Here is a 2,949-nt window from a genome sequence, read left to right as displayed (position 1 = left end):
TTCACTGGGCTTTTTTTCCTGTTCACTTTTAAACAGCCCACCCTTACCCAACCAGTTTCATAGTAATTGCGTCTGTGGAGATAGTACCAAGTATTATCAAAACAATAAATTCTATGAAGTTTAAAAACGCATTTTTGAGTCTCACAATCAGTGCTGCGGTATTGGTTCTTGCCTGCGAGAAGTCTGAGGTATCTACCGCTACCTCGGCCACCGTAACAGCCCTAAGCTGTTCATCTACTACATTTTCGGCTACTCCGACGGCCGGTACAGCTTTTACAGGCACAGCCACCGTTTCGTACACGGGCGGAAACGGAGCAGCATATTCGGCAGGCTCGGCAGTTGCATCGACTGGCGTAACTGGCCTTTCTGCTACACTTACTGCTGGCACTTTGGCTTCGGGGGCTGGTTCGGTTACTTTTGCTATCACAGGAACACCCTCAGCCGCAGGTACAGCAGTTTTCGCCATTACAGTCGGCGGCCAATCATGTAGTTTTTCAATGACTGTTTCGGCTGCGGGTAGCGGAACAGGAACCACCACAAGCTCGGCTTGGTCAATGGATACCGACATTGCAGCCATCGTGAAGGCTGCCGAAGACCTAAAGGCAAGCCTTACCTCAACTCAGGTGGCTTCTGTTCAATATACTTACAGCAAAGCACATGCTCAGAAATGGAGTAATTTACCTCAATCTTTGTATGGAAACCGTGTAGGTTTGGCATCCAGTACTTTTTCTACTGCTCAATGGACTGCTTTTTATAACCTTTTAAAAGCAAGTACGGGTTCTGGTGCCAACGAAGGGTATGAAGAGTATGCTGGAATTATCGATGCTGATGATTATCTGCTTGCAAATGGCGGTGGTAGTGGCTATGGTAAAGGTAATTATTACATTGCTTTCTTAGGAACACCAAGCACCACAGGTTTATGGTGTTTGCAAATTGGTGGACACCACGGAACAAATATTTTTACCTATAATGGAGGGAAAATGACTGGCGGCACACCAGTTTTTCGTTCAACAGAACCATACCCTACATGGACTTCTACGAATACGGGCAAAACCGTTCAGCCTTTAGTACAAGAAACCACAGCTTTTGCTAATTTCTTAAAAAGTTTGAGTGCCGCAGAGTTAACTACTGCAAAACGTGCTGCTGCTCAAAATGATATCATCGTTGGCCCGCAAAAAGATGGTACTTTCCCGACCACAAAGACTGGTGTTAAAGCAGGAAATCTAACACAAAGCCAAAAAGATTTGCTTTTGGCAGCGATTAAAACCTATGTCGATGATTTAGATAATAGAGCCGCTGTTGCAGTTTTAGCAAAATATAAAGCCGAACTTGACGAAACCTATGTGTCGTATGTTGGTAGCACTACTATGGATGTAAAAGGAGATTATATCTTGATTGATGGCCCAAGTGTTTGGATTGAGTGGTCGATGCAAAGTGGAATTGTTATCCGAAATGGCGTACACCCGCACTCAGTTTGGAGAGACAGAAAATCTGATTATGGTGCAAATTAATTTCAGTGAGTTAAATTGAAAATAAAAAATAGGGTTGCACGTAGAGACGTTGCATGCAACGTCTCTACCTCGTAACAATTTTTAAAGAGCAATGAATCGAATCAAAATAATAGTTTTAGTAGTATCAATATTCACTTTTTGTGTGAAAGAAGTGATAGCTCACCCAATGCCAAGTTCGATGGTAATTTTGAAAATTCACGATAAACATATTTCGGGCGAATTACAACTGCCTTTGGGCGAACTTCAATCTGCCATTGGTATGGGTGTCAATGATAATTCAGAACGTTTGGTCGAACGTCTGGGCGATTCGCTGAGGATTTATCTACAAAAACACATTCGTCCACGCACATTTGATGGTAAACCATGGAAAGTAGAGTTGGGAGAAATGAAAGTTGTTGAAAGCAAAAGTGAATTATCGGGTGATTATAAAGAATTAGTTGTTGCTTTTTCGATGGCACCACCACCATCTTATGACCTCCGAAATTTTTACTTCGACTACGACGTAATCTTGCATCAAGTAGCCAGCCATAAGGCACTGGTAGCTGTAAAACAAGATTGGCAACAAGGCATCATGCACGAAGACGGGACGCCGTCCGACGGAACGCCGTCCGACACCACCATGCAACAAGTGGGCGTAATTGAGTGGGATGTGGTGAATAACAAACTTAATCCTTTTCAGATTAGCTTGCAGCAAGGAAGCGTTTGGCAAGGTTTTAAAAGTATGGTGTCGTTGGGTGTAAAACACATTGCCGAAGGAACCGACCATCTTTTGTTTCTTTTGGTGCTTTTGCTGCCGATTCCTTTATTGATTAATCAAAAGAAATGGGCTTCGCAGCGTTCGGTTCGAGAAAGTTTAGTGCATATTTTGAAAGTCGTTACGGCCTTTACCGTTGGGCATTCTATCACACTTTTGTTTGGTGCATTAGGTTGGGTTTTTCTGCCCAGTAAATTTATCGAAGTGCTAATTGGCGTATCTATTTTAGTTTCGGCCATTCATGCCATCAAGCCTATTTTTCCAAACCGAGAAATATACATTGCTTTGGGTTTTGGCTTAATCCATGGCCTTGCATTTGCTAATACCTTACAAGATTTAAACCTCAATCCATTCAAGATGATATTGAGTATATTGGGCTTCAATATCGGTATCGAACTCATGCAATTGGCCGTGATTGTGGCCGTTATTCCGTGGTTACTTTTACTAAGTCGCACCTCATTTTATGCTTTTTTTAGAGTATTTGGAGCTGTTTTGGCGGGAGTTGCCGCCCTTGGCTGGATTATCGAACGATTACTCGACGAGCCAAATATTATCACGAATCTCATTGCAAAAGCTGCCAATTACTCTTCTTGGTTACTGGGAATTCTGATTGTAGGCACGGTATTGCTTTATTTTTTAGAAAAAAGTAAGGAAGATATGGCTCGGGCGGTTTAGAAAATGTTT

At 42.5% G+C, this 2,949-nt stretch carries 2 protein-coding genes; both read left to right on the top strand.

The genetic code is table 11. The features are described 5' to 3' along the window. The first annotated feature begins 113 nt into the window (after window positions 1-113). Entirely contained in the window at window positions 114-1,511 is a 1,398-nt protein-coding gene (locus tag ACOVO2_RS12245) for a DUF3500 domain-containing protein (protein WP_421770252.1), read from the top strand. Window positions 1,512-1,602: 91 nt separating this feature from the next. Beyond that, the gene (locus ACOVO2_RS12240) at window positions 1,603-2,940 is read left to right on the top strand and encodes a HupE/UreJ family protein (protein WP_421770251.1); all 1,338 of its coding nucleotides are present in this window, start codon (window positions 1,603-1,605) and stop codon (window positions 2,938-2,940) included. The last annotated feature ends 9 nt before the right edge of the window (window positions 2,941-2,949 follow it).

The sequence above is a fragment of the Emticicia sp. genome, from assembly GCF_049241225.1.
Taxonomy (GTDB): Bacteria; Bacteroidota; Bacteroidia; order Cytophagales; family Spirosomataceae; genus Emticicia.
Note: the sequence above shows the minus strand (reverse complement) of the source record. Positions and strands in the feature narration are given on the sequence as shown.

Coding starts and splice junctions, on each gene's coding strand:
- ACOVO2_RS12245 (WP_421770252.1), top strand. CDS start 114: ATGAAGTTTAAAAACGCATTTTTGAGTCTCACAATCAGTGCTGCGGTA.
- ACOVO2_RS12240 (WP_421770251.1), top strand. CDS start 1,603: ATGAATCGAATCAAAATAATAGTTTTAGTAGTATCAATATTCACTTTT.